The organism is Acinetobacter sp. YH12208 (assembly GCF_013418055.1).
GTDB classification, from domain to species: domain Bacteria; phylum Pseudomonadota; class Gammaproteobacteria; order Pseudomonadales; family Moraxellaceae; genus Acinetobacter; species Acinetobacter pseudolwoffii.
In genome coordinates this window covers 31,681-51,924 of sequence record NZ_VPCT01000006.1, presented here as the reverse complement: position 1 = coordinate 51,924, position 20,244 = coordinate 31,681, and the positions used below count along the sequence as shown (strand labels likewise).

Here is a 20,244-nt window from a genome sequence, read left to right as displayed (position 1 = left end):
CCTTAAGCGTCTTTATTGAATACGTGTTCTGCAAACATCTCTGCAGTACGTGCTGCAGCAGCAGTCATGATGTCAAGGTTACCCGCATATTTCGGCAGGAAATCACCAAGCCCTTCAACTTCTAAGTAAATTGACACGCGGTTGCCATCAAAAACTGGACCATTGACAAGCTTGTAACCCGGTACATATTTTTGAACTTCTTTAATCATTGCGTGTACAGATTCAGTGATCGCTGCTTGATCCGGTTCACCTTCTACCAGACAGTGAACCGTGTCACGCATCATCAGTGGTGGCTCAGCCGGGTTGATGATGATAATCGCTTTACCCTGTTTCGTGCCGCCCACTTTCTCAATGGCACCGGCAGTGGTACGGGTAAATTCATCAATGTTTTTACGTGTACCTGGACCTACTGATTTAGTCGATACCGTTGCGATGATCTCACCATATTCAACCGGCTGAACGCGAGAAACTGCAGCTACCATTGGAATCGTTGCCTGACCGCCACAGGTGACCATGTTTACGTTTGGCACTTCGCCACCCGCAAGCAATGCTTCCAGGTTGACCGGTGGTACGCAGAATGGACCGATCGCAGCAGGCGTCAAGTCAATCATCAGTACACCAAGTTCATTGAGCTTGCGGCTGTTTTCAGCATGTACATAAGCAGACGTTGCATCGAATGCAATTTTAATATCATCTGCAATCACGTGAGGCAGAAGACCATCCACACCTTCAGCGGTGGTTTTTAAACCCATTTTTGCAGCACGTGCCAGACCTTCAGAAGTTGGGTCAATCCCCACCATCCACACTGGCTCTAACCATTCGCTGCGTTGTAACTTGTAAAGCAAATCAGTACCGATATTACCTGGACCGATCATTGCACATTTAATCTTTTTCATGAATGTACTCTCTTGGAATCTCGATTATTCAGCAGCAAATGCAGCTGTAACAGAACCGAAGCCTTCAATTTCAACTTTGAATTCATCGCCTGGTTGAGCCACAACCATAGGCCCTAAGGCACCTGTTAAGATAATGTCGCCTGCAAGTAATGGACGACCACGGCGTACCATTTCATCTGCCAGCCAAACTGCAGCATTGAGTGGATTGGCCAGACATGCTTTACCCACACCTTGAGACACAACTTCGTCACCACGCGTCATGACCATTTTGCAGTTCACCAGATCAAGGTTTTCAAGTTTTACAGGTTGAGAACCTAAAACGAATGCTGCGGAAGATGCGTTATCTGCAACTGTATCAATTAAACTGATTTTCCAGTTTTCGATCCGGCTATCGACCACTTCAACTGCAGGCAGGGCATACTCAGTCGCGCTGATAATGTCTGCATAGGTATGTTTTTCTTTGGTCAAATCCTGGTTAATTACCAATGCGATTTCCGCTTCAACCTTAGGTTGAATCAGCAGACCTGCAGGAATTACTTCACCATCGCCATAGGCCATGTCAGCAAACAACATGCCGAAGTCAGGCTGATCTACGCCGAGTTGCGCTTGAACCACTTTAGAGGTTAAACCAATTTTACGGCCTACCAGACGGCGACCTTCAGACAAAGCGCGCTCGGTATTCACTTCTTGAACGGCATAGGCAATATCTACGTCAGCACTTTCACCACCCAGTTCTGGGCGAATCGGCGCGATCGCAGTTTGTGATAATTCAGCGCTACGAAGGGCTTGTGCAACTGATTCAACAACAGCAGAATTCGACATCAATGTTTCCTTAAACTGCAAAAATTAGGCTTATGCTGAGATCTAAGATGGACAGAAAATATGGACATGATCAGGCCGATAATCCGTCAGGATTACCTTTCTCAGAGCGAGCATAGGAATAAACAGTTTTAGAATGGGAAAAATACGGCTTTTATGCCAATAGTTATTTTATTTTTTGCTATAGCTATTATCTATAAAGAAAATCCATAAAAACCAAGACAAAACAAAATCTTAGTATTTAAAATACATCATCATTTAGCAGAAAAACTCTGCTAATCCGACCGAATAAAATCAACATAATTGCGACTTTAGACTAAAAGATAAGAGCAAACGCTTAAATCTGTGGCGCTCCCCGGCAGTTTTAAACCGGGGAAATACCATTTTTTACTGTAACCAAGATAATAGATTAAATTGCTTGTTTCCATTGGACTTTAGCCAACAATGCCGCATGTAAAGCGGTCACATCATCCACGATACAGACCGGATTGAATTGCGCCAAAAGTTCAGGTTCATGCACGCCATAGCTGACACCGATACTTGGCATGGCCATATTTTGTGCCATTTCCAGATCATAAGAAGTGTCACCGACCATAAGCGCATGTTCGGCCTGTACACCCGTTTCTGCCAGTATTTCTTCTAACATGAGTGGATCTGGTTTGGAACGGGTTTCACTGGCAGCACGCGTGGTCACAAACAGCTGCTCACTGTTAGTCTGCTTCAAGACACGATCCAGACCTTTACGGCTTTTACCCGTCGCCACTGCCAGCTTCACACCGTGTTGCTGCAAATCTGCAAGCATATGTGCCACCCCTTCAAACCAGGAATCTCCGGAAGAGTTTGCCACATAGTGTTCGGAATAACTTTGTAAAATATTGGCATGCAATTCAGGCACATTCGGAAATAAACGCTGTGCCACTTCAGGCAAACCTAAGCCAATAATGCTTTTCGCGTCTTCATCGCTTAAGGGCTGCTGAAACTGCTGTGCTGCAAACTGCAAACTCGCCACGATTTGACTGACCGAATCAAATAACGTGCCATCCCAATCAAAAATGACCAGTTTTACAGGTGTGTTCATAAGGTTTCCTAAATTTGATTCAAGGTTAGGTAGCTTTACCACCTCTCTCTAGCCCCTCTTTAAGAAAGAGGGGAATTCCCTCCTTTTTCAAAGGAGGGTTAGGGTGGATTGAATTTATTAAAAGAAAAAAATAAGTCTTTACTGAGCCGTCGGCTTATCCGCTTTCTGTGCTCTTAACTGCGCCACCAGACTCTGCATATCTTCCGGCAAAGGTGCTTCAATCATGGCATAACCCGGAATCTCCAGACGCATGGCATGCAGACACAAGCGGCGCGGTTTCGGCCCGTTATAACCAGTTTCATGACCATATTTTTCATCGCCCACCAGCGGATGACCAATACTGAGACCATGTACACGAATCTGATGGGTACGACCCGAAAGTGGAGAGGCATAGACCAGTGTGGCATGCATAAAGCGTTCCTGCACATTCCACTGCGTCTTCGACTCTTTACCTTCTTTCGGCGATACACAGACACGACGCTCGCCATTGGCCAGCTCATAGCGATGTAAAGGCGCATCAATCAACTGACGGTCAAGTGCTACGTTACCTTTGACCACAGCAGCATAGGTTTTTTTAATTTTATGTTCACGCAGCATGTCCTGTAAGCTTTTCAGTACGCTACGTTTTTTCGAGATCATCACCAGACCAGACGTGTCACGGTCAATACGATGAATCAGTTCCAGATATTTTTTCCCAGTCGCTGCACGTAAGCCTTCGATCAGACCATATGCGACACCACTACCGCCATGTACCGCGATGCCCGAAGGTTTATTCACCACCATCAGACCTTCATCTTCATAGATCACGCGGGCCAACAAACCATTGGCAACCTTGTCAGAAATGGGCGCAGCAGATTCATCTTTTTGCTCATAACGGATCGGTGCAACACGAATCTGATCAGCAATCGCCAGTTTGGTTTCTGCCTTGATACGTTTTTTATTGACGCGCACCTGGCCTTCACGAATCAGGCGATAGATACGGCTTTTTGGCACACCTTTCAAACGACTAAACAGGAAATTATCGATGCGTTGTCCATCTTGATGTTCATCCACTTCAAACCAAGTGACGTTTTGCCATTGTTGCGTAGAATTCATACAGTTACTATGACCCAAAAAATACTAAAATTGATTAAAAACTGATCACTTAGGTTATGCTTTACACAAGAAACATAAGCTTAGCCCATAGGCAGATGATGCAAGGTTTGATATAGTCAGCGCACGGAAACCATCGTTTGTGGGTAAAAGTTGAATCATTTCAGATTTTTCTGAACTTGATTGTTCAATTAAAGACTCACATGATACGGGAAGGTCCCCAAAGAATTATGCCGACGCCGAAGGCTTATTATATCGGCAAACAAAGCAAACTGTTGCGTTTAATTGTACCTCAGGTACATAAATCAGTTTGTCTTAAAAAATATGTCGCCAACTTTCGTTGGTTTTTAAACGTAAACTGATACACATCAGATTAGTCGCACCCTGAAGACGACTTCAGGCTACAGCGTCGATGCATTGGATCTGCACAGTTTGTAAAGATACGACGACAATTCCGTATCAAGACACTTTCTATAAAGAAGGGATGATCTTCGAGCAATGTGACAGTGAAAGTTACATACATCCAATGCACCGCTCGTCCGCCAGTGAAGCGTTCAGGTGACTTTAATCCGTTTAAAGATTGAAGCCGTATTGCCATCATCAATACGTGAATCAAAACCGAAGCCTATCTATACAAGTAGAAGCCGGTAAGAAAAGACTCAGACCACAATGAAATTCATTGCAGATTTGAGCCATTGATCCGTGATGTGTGATGTTCGCTACGTGTATAGCGATTTTTTGCTGTGTATCACTATAAGGTGTTACACCCATGAAACGTATGTTGATTAATGCAACACATGCCGAAGAAATTCGCGTTGCACTTGTCACTGGTCAGCGTCTTTACGATTTTGATTTAGAGAATCGTACCCGTGAACAAAAAAAATCCAATATCTATAAAGGTCACGTGACTCGCGTTGAGCCTTCTTTAGAAGCTGTATTCGTCGAATATGGTGCAGGTCGTCAAGGCTTCCTGTCGATGCGTGAAATCGCAAACTCATATTACAAAGCCGATCCACGCCAGACCTCAAATATCCGTGAACTGATCACGGAAGGCACCGAGCTTTTGGTTCAGGTGGAAAAAGAAGAGCGTGGCAATAAAGGCGCTGCCCTGTCTACGTTTATTTCACTTGCTGGCCGTTACCTGGTTTTAATGCCAAACAACCCGAAAGGTGGTGGTATCAGCCGTCAAATTTCTGGTGCTGTGCGTGAAGAACTGAAAGAAATGCTGGCGACGCTTAACGTACCACGTGGCATGAGCGTGATTGTGCGTACTGCCGGCATCGGCCGTTCACAAGAAGAGCTGCAACTTGATCTGCAACATCTGCTTGACCTTTGGGCACAAATCCAGAAAACAGCAAGTTCTGGCCCATCTCCAATGTTGGTGCATCAGGAAGCGGGTGTGGTGACACGTGCCATTCGTGACTACCTGCGTGATGATGTTGCGGAAATTCTGATTGACTCTGAGCAAGCCTATAACGAAGCTTATAACTTCGTAAAAGCAGTGATGCCACGTCAACTCGACAAACTAAAAACCTATACCTTAAATGAGCCTTTATTTGCTCATTTCGCGATTGAAAGCCAGATTCAGACTGCCTATGAACGTGAAGTAAAACTGCCTTCTGGCGGTTCGATCGTCATCGATCAAACTGAAGCTTTGGTGTCGATCGATATCAACTCAGCAAAATCGACCCGCGGTAGCGATGTTGAAGATACTGCGCTGAACACCAATATTGAAGCTGCAGAAGAAATTGCGCGTCAATTGCGTTTACGCGATATCGGCGGCCTGGTGGTGATCGACTTTATCGACATGACCAAAGATCGCAACCAGCGTATGGTGGAAGCGAAACTTCGTGAAGCGACCCAGAGTGACCGTGCCCGTATTCAATTCGGTCAATTGTCACGTTTTGGCCTGATGGAAATGAGCCGTCAGCGTCTACGTCCTTCTCTTGAAGAAGCGACTGGCTATGTCTGCCCACGCTGTCATGGTACCGGCATGGTACGTGACTTGCGCTCACTTTCACTTTCAATCATGCGTAAAGTGGAAGAGATTGCACTGCGTGAACGTCAAGGTGAAGTTCAGGTCGAAGTTCCGGTCGAAATTGCTGCATTCATGTTGAATGAAAAGCGTCATACCCTAGTATATCTGGAACAAACCTCGAATGTACGTGTGACAGTATTGCCGCATCCGCATCTAGAAACACCGCACTATGAAATTACCTATAATGCCGAAGGCTTTGCCCCAACCAGCTATGAACGTACCGAAGCGACCCGTTCAAGTGAAAAAGAATTGGGCTATGAGTCTTCGGAATGGCATCTAGAAGAAGAGCAGCATGCGCAACACGCAGCACCAGCGCCTTCACAGCCGCAACAAAACAATGGCCGTAATAACAATAAACGCCGCAATCCACAAAACCAGCCGGCTCAACCGCAAGTGGCACAGCAAGCACCTGTACAGGCAGCAGCTCCAGTGGCTTCAAGCAGCCCATGTGCATGGTTAGAAAACCTGTTTGTACAAAAACAGGCAGCAACTGTTGATCCATCACGTACTGCCAATAATGCTGCAGCAGCGATTGAACAAATGATCAATGGCGGTGCGGTAAGTCGTGGCCAGTTCGGTCAGGTGGCTGCACCGGTTGCACAGCCAGCACCACAGCACGTAGCACAACCTGCTGCTGTATCAAGCAACAATAATGCTTACCTGGCACCATCGACTGTTGCACAAAAACAGGAACGTGATGCGGCAGAAAAACCGGCAGAGCGTGAAGAAAGGGCACCACGTCACAACAAGAAACCGCGCAACCCGAACCCGAAGCACAAAGAACCGCGCGAGCAGGTTCAGTCTGAAGCTCCTGCACCTCAGCAACATCAAGTGCATGAAGAAGTGGTTCAGGTGTCTCGTCAAGAACAACGCCATGAAGCACGTGAAAACAAGCGTCATTCTCGCCGTCAGCATCACAACGAGCCAGCGCAGCAAAATGATGTTCAGAACAATGAACAACAGCCACAACAGGCAATGCCGCGCCGTGACCGCCGCAACCAGCAACGTCCGGAACGCCCAAATCGCCACCGCGATCCAAGTGTTCTGAACGAACAAGCGCCTCAGGCAGCTCCTGCAGTTGTTGAAGCGCCGGCCGTCAATGACAAGCAGCTTCGTGTTGAATTGGTCGATGCACCCCGTACGGATGTGATGCCAACAGCAATGGTCGTAAATATTGACCAGGCAAAAAGCGAAATCGTGGCATTGAATGACAATGCTACAGTTGCAACGCCAGCAGTTGAAGTCACTGCACCGGCAGATGCGCCAGTTGAAGCGGCTGCAGCTGAAAATGTGGTTGAAGCCACCTTGACAGCTCCTGTGGAAGAAATTGTAGCGACTGAAGCAACGTCTGAAAAAACACGGGCCAGCAACGATCCGCGTCAGCGTCGTCGCCAGCAGCGTGCAGCACAGTCGCAACAACCTGCAGCTCAGCAGTTAACACCGTCACAAGTGCCAACTTTGGGCCAGTTCACCATTGGTAGCCTGATTCGTCATGTCTATGGTGAAGACTGCTCAGTGCTGATTGAACAGTTTGGTTTATTACCAACCTTCAACCGTGCTTTAGAAAAGTTCACGAAAGAGTACAACGCGAGTCTGGTGGCTGCCGCAGCACCTGCTGCTGCAGAGAAAAAACCGGTCACCCGTGATGTTGAAGTAACGGTAGCCAAGGTTGAAGCAGAGCCTGCTCCAGTCCTGGACCTGAACCCACCAAAACCGGTCTCAGACAAGCGTGTTGCCAACGATCCACGTGAGCGTCGCCGTTTGGCCAAACAGGCTGCGGAACAGGCTTTGCAACAAGCCAAACAGCAGGCAAAAGTAGAAGCCGCGCCGGCGGTTGAAACTGTGCCAGAACCTGTAGCAGTAGAAGCACCAGCTGAACCTGTTGAAGCAGCTGTAACTGAAGCACCTGTAGCATCGGAAGCAGTGGTTGAAACGACGGAAAATACTCAGCCGACGGAACCAGCAACTGAAACCGCAGCACCAGTAGAAGTGACCACTGAAGTTGCACCAGCTGAAGTTCAGGTCGAAGAAGCTGCTCCAGCTGAAGCAAGTGCTGAAACAGAAGCGCCTGTGGCAAAAAGCAAAGATGTGGCAGAAGCGACCGTAGAGGAAGCTGAAGCCAGCGAAGCGGAAAAAGCCGAGAAGCAAGCTGCTCGCCCGCGTCGTCCACGTGGCCGTCCACCGAAAAAAGCCAATACTGCAACTGAGTCATAATTTGCCCAATTGCAGTCACATAAAAAAACCTAGTCATTTCGATGACTAGGTTTTTTTTGCTAGATTTGGTCAAAATAGGTAGATTGCACTAGCTTTTTAACGTTAAAAGATGGATAGCTTGTCTACTGTATATAAATTAAACCTATCGGATACGAAAAACAAATAGGATTCTCATGACCCAAATGAAACCGCACGATCTTATTGGTATTGCAGATGTCGCTGCCAAAATCCCGGCCTTCTTAATCAAAGTGCCTAATTTGCTGACTGGGCTAAGACAGGCCTATTTACGTACTCCGAATACACCGGCCGGTCTGGGTCTGGCTTTTGAAAAAGCTTCACAGCGTAATCCGGAAGGTATCGCTTTGCGTTTTGAAGATCAAAGCTATAGTTATACCACTCTTAATGCCTGGGCCAACCAGATTGCACATTTCTATCTTTCCTTGGGTGCCAAAAAAGGTGATGTCGTGGCGCTGATGGTCGAGAACCGCCCTGAACTCATTGCCAGCGTGCTCGGTCTGGCCAAACTCGGTGTCACCATGGCACTGGTCAATACCTCACAAGTGGGTAAGGTGCTGACCCACAGTATCAACCTGGTCAAACCAATTGCGGTGATTGTCGGTGAAGAGTGCCGGAACGCGGTCAACGAGATTCGTGATGACCTCAATATTAGCAGTGATCGCCTGCATTGGTTTGCCGATCAAAATACTCAAGCCGATCCGGGTCAGGCGCCTGCGGGCTTTATCAATCTGGCTGAAAAAATCGATCTCTCCCCGAAATTCAATCCACCGACCACCCATTCGGTGCAAGGCAAAGATGGGCTGTTCTACATTTATACGTCGGGCACCACCGGCCTGCCTAAGGCAGTCATCTTTACCAACGGGCGCTGGACGCTGGCTTATGGCACCTATGGCCATGTGCTAAACCTGAAGAAAGATGATGTGATGTACTGCACCCTGCCGCTTTATCATGCCACAGGCATGGTGGTGTGCTGGTGTGGCGTGATTGCAGGTGCAGGAACGCTTGCGATTCGACGTAAATTCTCGACCTCCTCCTTCTGGAAAGATGTAAAGAAATTTGATGCATCTGCAATTGGCTATGTCGGTGAGTTGTGCCGCTATCTGATGGATGCCCCTCCCTCTGAACTGGAAAAAGACCATCGGGTCACCCGAATGATTGGAAATGGCATGCGCCCGAATATCTGGGACAAGTTCAAATCCCGTTTTGGGATTCAGGAAGTGCTGGAATTGTATGCGTCCAGTGAAGGCAATGTCGGTTTTAGCAATATTTTCAATTTTGACAATACCGTCGGTTTCTCCCCGACACCCTATGCCATTATTGCCTTTGATAAAGATAAAAATGAACCGGTTCGGGATAACAAGGGTCACTGCAAACGGGTGAAAAAAGGTGAAACAGGTTTACTGATTGGTAAAATTACCCGTCGCTCACCCTTTGATGGTTATACCGACCCGGAAAAAAACAAGTCCGTGATCATGCAGGATGTATTTGGCAAAGGTGATGCTTATTTCAATACGGGCGATCTGGTACGTAATATCGGCTTTCGTCATGCCCAGTTTGTCGACCGCTTAGGTGATACTTTCCGCTGGAAAGGTGAAAATGTTTCCACGACTGAAGTTGAAAACATGCTGACCGAGTATGACAAAATCGTTGAAGCGGTGGTGTATGGCGTTGAAATTCCAAATACCAATGGTCGTGCCGGGATGGCAGCGCTGACCTTAAAACCAGACATGCAACTGGATCAAGAAGACCTGCAACAGATGGTCAGCACCTTTAAACAGTGCTTGCCTGCTTATGCCGTTCCGGTGTTTTTACGTATCCAGCAGCAAGTCGAAACGACAGGCACCTTTAAATACCAGAAAAACAGGTTGAAAGAGCAAGCATTTGATCCGAATAAAACCGATGAACGCCTGTTGGTTCTCTTACCAGGTGCAACGGCCTATTCTGAGCTCACAGCAGAGATTTTTGCCAACATTCAGGCCTACCAATATCGCTTCTAAGTACTGAAGTTGCCTATTTTTTGTTTAGATAAAGCACAATTGTTCTATTTATAATCAAACATGGGCAACTTTGTTATTTTTTGCTTGCGCTGAAATGAGATCTTGCTACAATACGCTCCATCAAACAAAGTGGTGCTTTAAGCTATTTAGCTTGACTTGCACTATACATTCAAACCTAGTTTGAATGCCGGTTCAGGGCCGTTAGCTCAGTTGGTAGAGCAGTGGACTTTTAATCCATTGGTCCCGCGTTCGAGTCGCGGACGGCCCACCATTTCTTTGATATCCCTTGATGGGCCGTTAGCTCAGTTGGTAGAGCAGTGGACTTTTAATCCATTGGTCCCGCGTTCGAGTCGCGGACGGCCCACCATCATTCTAAAACATCAGTTTTAGAAATCTCAATCAAATTCATTTTGATTACCCAGAATGGGCCGTTAGCTCAGTTGGTAGAGCAGTGGACTTTTAATCCATTGGTCCCGCGTTCGAGTCGCGGACGGCCCACCATTCTTTACTTAGAATGTCTTCTGAAACATCCCCTACACTATTTTCATTTGCTTTCTATCAGCTGCTATTATATTTTCACGCTTGGATTTTAGGCTGATTTGTCTTCAAAACTTGTTTTGATTTTTAAACAGTTATAAATAGTTTTCTTTAATCTAATTCTAAAAAAAAGAGCAGCGCCGTTTCTTATCGCATTATTTTCTAATATCAAATGTGGTGTCTTTTACCAGCTCATAAGCTTTAGAGGGTGCAGGATAGCCGCGATCAAATAATTCACGATTGATTCTTTCCTTTTCACTATAGATTTTGTCCAGATTCATCACCAGATGGTTCGAATCCTTAATCGTATAATAAAAGCTCGCCCCTTCTTTACGACTCACCACCACCTCGGTACGCTCCGGATTGATAAACCAACGGTCTTTGCGATAGGTGATATTGCTGGCAGTGCTACTTTTGGCATTATCAATAAACACTTTGCCATACTGCAAAATGCTGCGATGCACCGTACCATCCGGCATTAAGGTCAAAATAAATTCTGCCTTACCCTCATTGCAGGGCGCAAAGTTACCATCACAGTCGATCTCGGTATAATAGCGGCCGATAAAATCTTTGGCATAATCTGGTACGACGGCCAGATTTGACTCGGTTTCTGCCCGAAGGGTAGCTTGCCCTGCTACCTGAGTTAAAGATTTTGCACTCACCGGCACGACATCAGGCTGTGCATTCGCAGCGGAAATTTTCACCCCCTCCTGTCCTGATTCTGCCTGAAGCTCCTGCTCAGGCTTGACTTGATGGCGATCACAAGCCTGTAGTATGCCCATCCCCCCCAACATTAGGCCGAATTTAAAAAAACTGCTTAATGTACAACTTGATACATCCAATTTCATTTTAAAGCATACCTAAATTAGGAAACACAGCACGTACAGAGCACATTGCAAGCCAATGAACTTTACACAAGAGTTCAATAGAATTTTCACTATGTTAGTGGCTCTTAGAGCTGGATTTAATCTTTATTAACATTACTTAACGAATTTATTTGCAATCAGCACTTTAAAAAATTTGATCCAACTCCATTTTTGAAGTATGGATCTGTTTTAGGATTCAACCCTATTTTTAATCAGGAGATTTTAATGGCCAATGTTGGTTTATATCGCTCTAACCGCTCAAACATGATTGCAGGTGTGATGGGTGGTATTGCTGAACGTTTTGGTTGGAACGCAAATTTATTACGCCTTATCTTTGTGGTGATTTCGGTCATGAGTGCTGCATTTCCGGGTATTCTGGTCTATCTGGTTCTGTGGTTAATCATGCCAAAAAAGCAGTACAGCATTGAACAGGACAAGGTTCAGCAAGTTCAGGACTATCAAAATCCTGTGCGCACCGTCAATCAGGATAAACGCTATTAATCTGCATCCTAATTTATAGCAAGATGTATTGAAGTGCTTCCTCCTTCACCCAGTCTAATGGGGTGAGATTTTGATGCCACGATAATTCCCCTAGATTATCGTGGCTTTTTTTTGCCTATATTTTTGTTATTTCTATGCTGTATGACAGCTTTTTACTTTATCTTTTAGCTCAATTAGCGATAAATTCAATATTCCAATGTTTGAAATGGATGTCAGATGACTCAGGCAGAATGGATGATGCTGTGGCTCTGTGCCGTAGCAGCCCTGCTGCATGGTTTAAGCGGCTTTGGCTTTCCCATGATGAGTACGGCTGTTCTGTCCAGCGCATATCCGCTTAGCATCGCGGTTACCCTTGTCATTCTGCCCTGTTTGCTGCTGAATCTGATCATGCTGAATGCCGATCCTGCACATAGTCTGTTGAATAGTATTGGCTATTATATAAAACGCTATTGGCCATTAATGCTTAGTAGCCTGATTGGCAGTGTACTCGGGGTCAAGCTGTTACTTTGGCTAAATGAGGCTTATTTAAAACTGTTATTGGGTCTGGTAATTGTATTTTATGTCTTGGACCAGTTACGGGCACGACCCTTACAAGTTAGTCCGCATATTTCCAGCATGCTCTGTTTTGGTTTACTGGCCGGCATTATTGGAGGTGCGACCAATGCTATGGCACCTTTTCTGATGATGTATCTGATGAGTTGCCAGCTCTCAAAGATAGATATTGTTATTATCAGTAATCTCAATTTTATTGCCGGTAAACTGATCCAGCTGATTTTACTATTTCCAATTCTGATCACACTGGAAACCCATCAACAGCATATTCTGATCGGGATCAGCTTATTCGCCCTTGCTGGTGTCTGGATCGGAGGCAAAATACGCCATCGTTTATCTCAGCAGCACTTCAAATGGATTGTCCTGGCTTTACTTTTTGGCTTGGGCCTGTATGCCCTCTGGCAAAGTGCTGGATTATTGCAACAATCTGGTTATAGTATCTTTAAATAGGGTATTTTTTAAACAAAGCAAAATTACAAATTCAAAGCTGATATAAAAAAATGACGTAAATAAAAACCTTGCAAGGAGAGCATATGACTCAGACCAATCTAGCTACCCCGACCAATACCATGCCCAAAGGACTGCTTAAAGGCTGGATCCTTATTTTTGTCGCAGCTATTGTGGCCTATGGCCTATATCTTTACCTGCCCTATGACCAGAATGCCAATAAAGGACTCGCCCTTTTAGCCTTTATCGGTATCTTATGGCTGACTGAAGCCATTCATATCACGATTACAGCTTTACTCGTCCCTGTGATGGCGGTATTGCTGGCCATGCCAATGGCCTCTGGTGAGGAGCTGGTTCCGATTACCACGCAAGCCGCTCTGGCCACTTTTGCCGATCCTGTCATTTTCCTGTTTTTTGGTGGTTTTGCGCTGGCAACGGCATTGCATATCCAGAAACTGGACCGGAAAATCGCCATGTGGATCATTTCCATGTCCAGAGGGCATCTGGGTATCTCTGTCATGGCAATTTTTGCCGTGACGGCGCTGCTGTCCATGTGGATTTCCAATACGGCCACTGCTGCCATGATGCTGCCTTTGGCTCTGGGTTTGCTTTCACATCTGGATGTCAGCAAGGACCATAAAACTTTTGTATTTATTCTGCTGGGCATTGCCTATTCAGCCAGTATTGGCGGACTGGGCACCATAGTCGGCTCACCTCCGAATGCCATTGCTGCCAAAGCTCTCGGCTATGATTTTGCCGACTGGATGAAAATCGGCTTGCCGATGATGTTCATTATTCTTCCCGCCATGCTGGTCAGTTTATATCTGGTACTACGTCCAAAACTGAATCATAAAGTACAATTTGTGACCGAAGATATTCCCTGGACCAGCACCCGTATAGCCACCATGATCCTCTTTCTCTGTACTGCAATTGCCTGGATTTTCAGTAAAAAATTCACCGAAATTTTTGGTATTTCACAACCGGATACCTGGATTGCAATTTCGGCTGCCTGTATGGTGGTGATTCTGGGTACCGCAAGCTGGAAACAGATTGCAGAAAATACCGACTGGGGGGTCTTGTACCTATTTGGTGGTGGTCTGACCTTGAGTGCCATTCTGAAGGATTCAGGCAGTTCGCTGGTACTGGGGCAAACTCTGGCCAATGCCTTTGGTGATGCCTCCCCGCTGATGATTATTTTTGTAGTCGCCACTTTTATTATCTTCCTGACTGAATTTACCAGTAATACCGCTTCGGCTGCCCTGCTGGTACCAGTATTTGCCGCGATTGCGGATCAGATGGGCATGCCCAAAGAAATTCTGGTGATTGTCATTGGTATTGGTGCCTCATGTGCCTTTATGCTGCCGGTTGCTACCCCGCCAAATGCGATTGTTTTTGGAACCGGTCATATCCAGCAAAGCGAAATGATGAAAGTCGGTTTTGTACTGAATATCATGTGTATCTTTATTATTTCACTGTTTATTTACTGGTTCTTCCTCTAAACCAAGTCCAATAAAAAAGCACGTTTTGGCGTGCTTTTTTATTGGCAAGTATCGCTGCTTTTTAAGCAAAATCCTTGCTCAAAGCAGATGCATTAAACTCAGATAATTTCTCTAAAATCATCTTATTCAGTTCTGCTTTTGATCTTAAGTTGATTGAGTTCCTGATTCAGTGCAGCAATGATATCGGCACGACTGATAATTCCCACCAGCTGTTGTTGACTGACCACCGGAATATAATTAAAAGAACGTTCAACAAAATAAGGCACCAGATCCTGAATCGGCTGGGTCGGCTGCACCGTGACGACTTTTAAGCTCATAATATGCCTGACCTGATCTTCCCAACTGCTGCGAATATCCGAAGCACGCTTAAACCATTCCACCACGTCATACATGGCCAAAGTGCCGACCAGTTTTTCTTCTGCATTGACCACGGGCAGGCTCATCAGGTTCATCTGTTTAAACTTGTCCAGCGCATGATGAATATTGTCATTTTCATGCAGCGTGACCACATCTTTGGTCATAATATCCTGACAAGTAAATTCATGCACCGCCCGCGCATTGGCAATATCCTGTGCTTCCAGAATAATCTTTTGCAGGTCATATTCACTGATATCCAGCAATTCTGTTTGCTGGTCTAGCACGTCCTGAATATCCTGCGGCTGAATGGTAACTTTCTGGGTCGGGGTTGGATCTTTAGAACGGGTATTCAGTTGCGCCTGCTGCGGATAGCTCTTGCCAATCATGCGGTTAAATACAATGGCGATGATCATCAGCAGCAGTGAATTTAAGAGCACCGGATAAAACACAAAGGCATAGCCCAGATCATGTACCGCATTTCCGCCCAAGACCGCAGTAATCGCGACCGCACCACTCGGGGGATGCAAGGAATCTGTGGTCATCATCAGCATAATCGACAGAGCGACGGCGACACTAAAAGCTTCAGTCGGATTGGCCATGAATAATGCGCAGGTTACGCCGACCACAGCCGCAATGGTATTCCCCACCATAATATTCCAGGGCTGTGCCAGAGGACTGGCCGGCACTGCAAACAGCAACACCGAAGACGCCCCCATCGGTGCAATATACCAGGCCTTAAAATCACCCAGAATCCACAAACTCAGCAATGAGGATACGGCCAAGCCGATCAGGGCACCGATGCCGCATAACAGACGGTCTTTGAGCGGAAGGACTTTGAAGTTTGGTTTTAAGGTATTGAGCCAGTCTAGATTTGAGTGAAACACAGTCTACCTGATTTACTTTTTATCGATTTTCCGCATTATAGAACCAAGCAGCCTTAAAGGTATATTTGTTTTATATCTTTTAATGCTGCAGGTATGCCTACTTTTTAGAAAAAAAATGTCGGCATGATTGCTCATCATCAAAATGGTTTTGAAGGGCTGAGGCTTTATACTTCATGCATATTCCAACAACATCGTGACTTACAATGAAGCTGATAAAACTGTTTAAAATCATGTTATTTTGCAGTAATTTCAGTGGGCTTTGATAGCGGATTTTCATCTGATTCAGATCGAATAATCGGCTCGATTTTAATCAGCTCGACCTCACCATAGAAGGTCGAAAATGCCACATCTCCGGCATCGATGCCAGTGCCAATCCGAATTAAATTTTCTACAGGCGCCAAACGGGTCGGATCAAACAGTACCCACCCACCCTCTAAATAAGCTTCAAAAATGGCGTGAAAATCGGGTAAAAACTTTTCGATTTCGACATAACCGACCACCATGCGTGCTGGAATGCCTAAAGCACGACACAGCGCAATACCTAAATGAGCAAAGTCACGACAGACGCCCGCCCGATGGATGAGCACATCTGTTGCAGTACTAAACTGATCCGTGCTGCCAGAAACATAAAATATATTGTTATAAATCCATTGTTCAATCGCTTTGACCCGCGCATAACCCGGCGTCATCCAGCCAAAGGACCGATTGGCCATTTCTGCAAATAAATCCGAATTACAGTAACGGCTGGCCAGCAAATAAGGCAGCACCGCATCAGGCAAATTCGGAATCAGCACTTCATTCAGATTATGCTGCGCATCTGGATTGATCACCGGATGACGTTCAACTGTCGCGTTATAATGCACTTCAAAGACATCACAAGGTTGGACATGCAGACGTATATAACGATTTTGATGATTTAAATCCTGGAATTCACGCCATACGACAGGCATATTAAATGTCAGTTGTTGTTCAAGAATAGTTTGATCGGAATGATGTGCCGCCTGAATCAGAAAAACAAATTCTGTGGTCTGGACAACCTTATATTTTAAATGACATTGAATTTGATAAGTGGTCATGAATTTCCTTATTTTTAAGCATTATTATATTGTGTGAATATTAAACTAATTTTAGGATGCTAATCGTATAAGATCAGTTGAGCTTTATAATGCTCCGGTTAATCGGATGCCATATATCTGATTTATTCTTGATTTTTAAGTTAGCCTCAATCGGCCAGTAAAGCTGAAATCACGACAGATGCATAGATGACTCTTCTTGTTTAAAGGTATTCTGGATTTTTTCAAAAAAGGTTCCACACATTAACCCTTTGCCACTCCCCTGCAAAGTCCTTATAATTGAGCACAATTTTTCTCTAATTTTAAGTGGATGACCATGAGTCGCGCCATATCGCATATTGATACCTTCCAAGGCTTAATTCTTGCCTTACAAACTTACTGGGCGGAGCAAGGCTGTGTAATTTTACAGCCTTACGACATGGAAATGGGCGCAGGAACATTCCATACAGCGACTTTCCTTCGTGCTTTAGGGCCTGAAACCTGGAACGCAGCCTACGTTCAGCCGTCACGTCGTCCGAAAGATGGCCGTTATGGCGAAAACCCCAACCGTCTGCAACATTATTACCAATTCCAGGTGGTACTGAAGCCAAACCCGGACAACATCCAACAGCTCTACCTTGACTCGCTTAAAGCGATTGGGATCGACCCACTGGTACACGACATTCGTTTTGTCGAAGACAACTGGGAATCGCCAACCCTCGGCGCTTGGGGTCTAGGCTGGGAAGTCTGGCTCAACGGTATGGAAGTGACTCAGTTTACTTATTTCCAGCAAGTGGGCGGTGTTGAATGCTACCCAGTGACAGGCGAAATCACCTACGGTCTTGAGCGTCTTGCCATGTACTTGCAAGGTGTAGACTCGGTTTACGATTTAGTTTGGACCAAAGGTCAGTTCGGTACTGTGACCTATGGCGATGTGTTCCATCAAAATGAAGTTGAGCAGTCAACTTATAACTTTGAATATGCAAACGTTGAAAAAATGTTTGAGCTGTTCGATTTCTACGAAGCTGAAGCAACGCGTTTAATCGAAGCTGAACTGCCATTGCCTGCTTATGAGCAAGTGATTAAAGCATCACACTGCTTTAACTTATTAGATGCGCGTGGCGCGATTTCGGTGACTGAACGTCAACGTTATATTTTACGTGTGCGTACTTTGGCACGTGCCATTGCAAATAGCTATGTAGCAGCGCGTGCGAAATTGGGCTTCCCGATGGCTGAACCTGAGCTTCGTGATGAAGTTTTAGCGCAGTTAAAAGCACAAGTTGAAGCGGAAGCAAAAGTTGAATCTAAGGAGAGCAAATAATGTCTAAACATACCGTTTTGTTCGAATTAGGCTGTGAAGAACTTCCACCGAAAAGCCTTAAAAAATTACGTGATGCATTGCAAGCAGAAACCGTAAAAGGCTTAAAAGATGCTGGTCTTGCTTTTGATTCTATCGAAGCCTATGCAGCACCACGTCGTTTAGCATTAAAAATTACCAATGTTGATGGCGCGCAAGCTGACACGCAAAAACGTTTCGACGGCCCTGCAAAGCAAGCAGCCTTTGATGCGGAAGGCAACCCAACCAAAGCGCTTGAAGGCTTTATGCGTGGTCAAGGCATCACGGTTGATCAAGTATCGACTTTCCAAGCCGGTAAAGTTGAAAAAGTGTGCTACCTAAAAGATGTCAAAGGCCAAAGCCTTGATGCACTTTTACCACAAATTTTACAAAATGCATTAGACAACCTGCCAATTGCAAAACGCATGCGTTCTGCGGCGAGCCGTACTGAATTTGTACGTCCTGTGAAATGGGTGGTATTGCTTAAAGACAACGACATTGTTGATGCAACCATTCAAGATCACAAAGCAGCTAACGTGACTTTCGGTCATCGTTTCCATGCACCTGAAGCAATCACTTTAACGCATGCTGACGAATACTTAGCGAAATTAAAAGCAGCGCATGTTGTGGCTTCTTTTGAAGAACGTCAAGCCATTATCGACCAACAAGTGAAAGCGTTGGCTGATGAAGTCAATGCCATTGCAATTGTACCAAGTGACCTTCGTGACGAAGTAACAGCATTGGTTGAATGGCCTGTTGCGCTTCGTGCCAGCTTTGAAGAACGCTTCCTTGCTGTTCCGCAAGAAGCATTAATTACCACCATGCAGGACAACCAAAAGTACTTCTGTTTAGTGAATGCTGACAATAAACTGCAACCGTACTTCATTACGGTGTCGAACATTGAGTCGAAAGACCCAACACAAATTATTGAAGGTAACGAGAAAGTGGTTCGTCCACGTTTGTCGGATGCTGAATTCTTCTTCCTGCAAGATCAAAAGCAACCGCTTGCATCGCGTAAAGAGAAATTGGCGAACATGGTGTTCCAAGCAGAATTGGGCACGCTTTGGAACAAGTCTGAACGTATTGCAAAATTGGCTGTGGCTTTAGCGCCAATTACAGGTGCAAATGCTGCCGATGCTGAAAAAGCAGCGCTTCTTGCAAAATGTGATTTAACCTCTGAACTTGTGGGTGAGTTCCCTGAACTTCAAGGGATCGCGGGGACTTACTACGCACGTCTTGAAGGCGAAAATGATGAAGTTGCTGAGTCTTTAGGCGAGCAGTATTTACCTAAATTCGCGGGTGACGTTTTACCGAAAACCAAAACAGGTACAACCATTGCCCTTGCGGATCGTTTAGATACTTTGACGGGTATTTTTGGTATTGGTCAAGCGCCTACAGGCTCTAAAGACCCGTTTGCACTGCGTCGTTCTGCGATTGGTATTTTACGTCTAGTCACTGAAAATGAACTTGATGTATCAATTGAAGATTTGATCAAACTTGCTTTAGCTGCTTATGGCGATGTATTGAAAGATCACGACAAGACTTTAAATGATGCTGTTGCATTCTTAGAAGGTCGTTACCGTGCCAAATACGAAGATCAAGGCGTTGCAGTTGATGTGATTCAAGCAGTTCAAGCGTTATCGCCTAAATCACCGCTTGATTTTGACAAGCGTGTCAATGCGGTCAATCACTTCCGTGCCTTGCCTGAAGCTGCTGCCCTTGCTGCTGCCAACAAGCGTGTTGCCAATATTCTTGCAAAAGAAGCTGCACCTGAAGGTGAAATTGTTGAAGCAAGCCTGGTTGAAGATGCTGAGAAAGCATTGTTCGCTGAACTTGCGAAAATCACACCTGTGGTTGAGCCGTTATTTGCTGCCAAAGACTACACTGCTGCACTTTCAGCTTTAGCTGCACTTCGTGCGCCAGTCGATGCGTTCTTTGACGGTGTAATGGTGATGGCTGATGATGCAGACCTTAAAGCAAACCGTTTACGTATGCTTGCTCAGCTGCGTGATTTGTTTACGAAAGTCGCTGATATTTCAGTGTTACAGCACTAAGTTCCGA

The 20,244-nt window shown here is 45.5% G+C and carries 14 protein-coding genes and 3 tRNA genes; 10 read left to right on the top strand and 7 right to left on the bottom strand.

Going from position 1 to position 20,244, the window contains the following annotated elements:
- Nucleotides 1-2: 2 nt before the first annotated feature.
- From FTU95_RS07600 to FTU95_RS07585, 4 genes are all read right to left on the bottom strand, one after another.
- Nucleotides 3-896 (bottom strand): acetaldehyde dehydrogenase (acetylating), encoded by an 894-nt coding sequence (locus FTU95_RS07600; protein ID WP_180078072.1) that lies wholly within the window; start codon nt 894-896, stop codon nt 3-5.
- A gap of 24 nt (nt 897-920) precedes the next feature.
- A complete protein-coding gene (locus FTU95_RS07595) occupies nt 921-1,718 on the bottom strand; it encodes a 2-keto-4-pentenoate hydratase (RefSeq protein ID WP_005095421.1) in 798 nt (265 codons plus the stop codon).
- A 406-nt stretch (nt 1,719-2,124) separates the two neighbouring features.
- Nucleotides 2,125-2,793 (bottom strand): HAD-IA family hydrolase, encoded by a 669-nt coding sequence (locus FTU95_RS07590; RefSeq protein ID WP_005095419.1) that lies wholly within the window; start codon nt 2,791-2,793, stop codon nt 2,125-2,127.
- 138 nt (nt 2,794-2,931) lie between these two features.
- Nucleotides 2,932-3,888, bottom strand: coding sequence for an RluA family pseudouridine synthase (locus FTU95_RS07585; protein ID WP_005095416.1), 957 nt, complete (start codon nt 3,886-3,888; stop codon nt 2,932-2,934).
- 766 nt (nt 3,889-4,654) lie between these two features.
- Between FTU95_RS07585 and FTU95_RS07580 the strand changes: the two genes are divergently transcribed.
- The 5 genes from FTU95_RS07580 (at nt 4,655) to FTU95_RS07560 (ending at nt 10,653) form a co-directional block, all read left to right on the top strand.
- Nucleotides 4,655-8,137, top strand: a complete 3,483-nt coding sequence (locus FTU95_RS07580) for an Rne/Rng family ribonuclease (RefSeq protein WP_180078070.1) — start codon at nt 4,655-4,657, stop codon at nt 8,135-8,137.
- Between the two features lie 173 nt (nt 8,138-8,310).
- Complete coding sequence (locus FTU95_RS07575; RefSeq protein ID WP_180078068.1) at nt 8,311-10,152, top strand: long-chain-acyl-CoA synthetase; 1,842 nt, start codon at nt 8,311-8,313, stop codon at nt 10,150-10,152.
- A gap of 195 nt (nt 10,153-10,347) precedes the next feature.
- A tRNA-Lys gene (locus FTU95_RS07570) sits at nt 10,348-10,423 on the top strand.
- 20 nt (nt 10,424-10,443) lie between these two features.
- Nucleotides 10,444-10,519 (top strand) — tRNA-Lys (locus FTU95_RS07565).
- Between the two features lie 58 nt (nt 10,520-10,577).
- Nucleotides 10,578-10,653: transfer RNA gene (locus tag FTU95_RS07560), tRNA-Lys, on the top strand.
- A 191-nt stretch (nt 10,654-10,844) separates the two neighbouring features.
- Here the strand turns inward: FTU95_RS07560 and FTU95_RS07555 are convergent.
- Entirely contained in the window at nt 10,845-11,537 is a 693-nt protein-coding gene (locus FTU95_RS07555; protein ID WP_005172899.1) for a hypothetical protein, read from the bottom strand.
- 243 nt (nt 11,538-11,780) lie between these two features.
- On the opposite strand from FTU95_RS07555, the gene FTU95_RS07550 reads away from it, so the two are divergent.
- The 3 genes from FTU95_RS07550 to FTU95_RS07540 all read left to right on the top strand — a co-directional run bounded on the left by FTU95_RS07550 (nt 11,781) and on the right by FTU95_RS07540 (nt 14,554).
- On the top strand, nt 11,781-12,056 hold the full coding sequence (locus FTU95_RS07550; RefSeq protein ID WP_005172901.1) for a PspC domain-containing protein: 276 nt from the start codon (nt 11,781-11,783) through the stop codon (nt 12,054-12,056).
- A 216-nt stretch (nt 12,057-12,272) separates the two neighbouring features.
- A complete protein-coding gene (locus tag FTU95_RS07545) occupies nt 12,273-13,058 on the top strand; it encodes a sulfite exporter TauE/SafE family protein (protein ID WP_100329294.1) in 786 nt (261 codons plus the stop codon).
- Between the two features lie 83 nt (nt 13,059-13,141).
- Nucleotides 13,142-14,554 carry a DASS family sodium-coupled anion symporter gene (locus FTU95_RS07540; protein WP_180078066.1) on the top strand — a complete coding sequence of 471 codons (1,413 nt, stop codon included), beginning with the start codon at nt 13,142-13,144 and terminating at the stop codon, nt 14,552-14,554.
- A 122-nt stretch (nt 14,555-14,676) separates the two neighbouring features.
- On the opposite strand, the gene FTU95_RS07535 is transcribed toward FTU95_RS07540, so the two are convergent.
- Both FTU95_RS07535 and FTU95_RS07530 read right to left on the bottom strand, forming a co-directional pair.
- On the bottom strand, nt 14,677-15,795 hold the full coding sequence (locus tag FTU95_RS07535) for an HPP family protein (RefSeq protein ID WP_005095404.1): 1,119 nt from the start codon (nt 15,793-15,795) through the stop codon (nt 14,677-14,679).
- A 233-nt stretch (nt 15,796-16,028) separates the two neighbouring features.
- Nucleotides 16,029-16,871, bottom strand: a complete 843-nt coding sequence (locus FTU95_RS07530; protein WP_180078064.1) for a transglutaminase family protein — start codon at nt 16,869-16,871, stop codon at nt 16,029-16,031.
- Between the two features lie 313 nt (nt 16,872-17,184).
- Between FTU95_RS07530 and glyQ the strand changes: the two genes are divergently transcribed.
- Both glyQ and glyS read left to right on the top strand, forming a co-directional pair.
- Nucleotides 17,185-18,168, top strand: a complete 984-nt coding sequence (glyQ, locus tag FTU95_RS07525) for a glycine--tRNA ligase subunit alpha (protein ID WP_005095400.1) — start codon at nt 17,185-17,187, stop codon at nt 18,166-18,168.
- Nucleotides 18,168-20,237, top strand: a complete 2,070-nt coding sequence (glyS, locus tag FTU95_RS07520; protein WP_100355828.1) for a glycine--tRNA ligase subunit beta — start codon at nt 18,168-18,170, stop codon at nt 20,235-20,237. The genes glyQ and glyS overlap by 1 nt, the downstream gene beginning before the upstream one ends.
- The last annotated feature ends 7 nt before the right edge of the window (nt 20,238-20,244 follow it).